The organism is Salinisphaera sp. SWV1, from assembly GCF_052044155.1.
In the GTDB taxonomy this organism is placed as follows: domain Bacteria; phylum Pseudomonadota; class Gammaproteobacteria; order Nevskiales; family Salinisphaeraceae; genus Salinisphaera.
The window spans coordinates 1-939 of the sequence record NZ_JBQDYE010000109.1 but is presented as its reverse complement, the minus strand read 5'-3'; the positions used below and the strand labels follow the sequence as shown (position 1 = coordinate 939).

1 rRNA gene is annotated in these 939 nt (G+C 51.9%); it reads left to right on the top strand.

Going from position 1 to position 939, the window contains the following annotated elements:
* Nucleotides 1–939: ribosomal RNA gene (locus tag ACS8YF_RS19650) — 23S ribosomal RNA — on the top strand; the annotation flags it as partial.

Genomic DNA, 939 nt, shown 5'->3' with positions numbered 1-939 from the left:
TAAGCGTACACGGTGGATGCCCTGGCAGTCAGAGGCGATGAAGGACGTGCTAATCTGCGATAAGCGTCGGTAAGGTGATATGAACCGTTATAACCGGCGATTTCCGAATGGGGAAACCCAGTGTGTTTCGACACACTATCATTAACTGAATCCATAGGTTAATGAGGCGAACCGGGGGAACTGAAACATCTAAGTACCCCGAGGAAAAGAAATCAACCGAGATTCCCCCAGTAGCGGCGAGCGAACGGGGAGGAGCCCAGAGCCTGAATCAGTGTGTGTGTTAGTGGAAGCGTCTGGAAAGGCGCGCGATACAGGGTGACAGCCCCGTACACAAAAATGCACATATTGTGAGCTCGATGAGTAGGGCGGGACACGTGGTATCCTGTCTGAATATGGGGGGACCATCCTCCAAGGCTAAATACTCCTGACTGACCGATAGTGAACCAGTACCGTGAGGGAAAGGCGAAAAGAACCCCGGCGAGGGGAGTGAAAAAGAACCTGAAACCGTGTACGTACAAGCAGTGGGAGCCTCTTTTATGGGGTGACTGCGTACCTTTTGTATAATGGGTCAGCGACTTATATTCTGTAGCAAGGTTAACCGAATAGGGGAGCCGAAGGGAAACCGAGTCTTAACTGGGCGTTAAGTTGCAGGGTATAGACCCGAAACCCGGTGATCTAGCCATGGGCAGGTTGAAGGTTGGGTAACACTAACTGGAGGACCGAACCGACTAATGTTGAAAAATTAGCGGATGACTTGTGGCTGGGGGTGAAAGGCCAATCAAACCGGGAGATAGCTGGTTCTCCCCGAAAGCTATTTAGGTAGCGCCTCGTGAATTCATCTCCGGGGGTAGAGCACTGTTTCGGCAAGGGGGTCATCCCGACTTACCAACCCGATGCAAACTGCGAATACCGGAGAATGTTATCACGGGAGACACACGG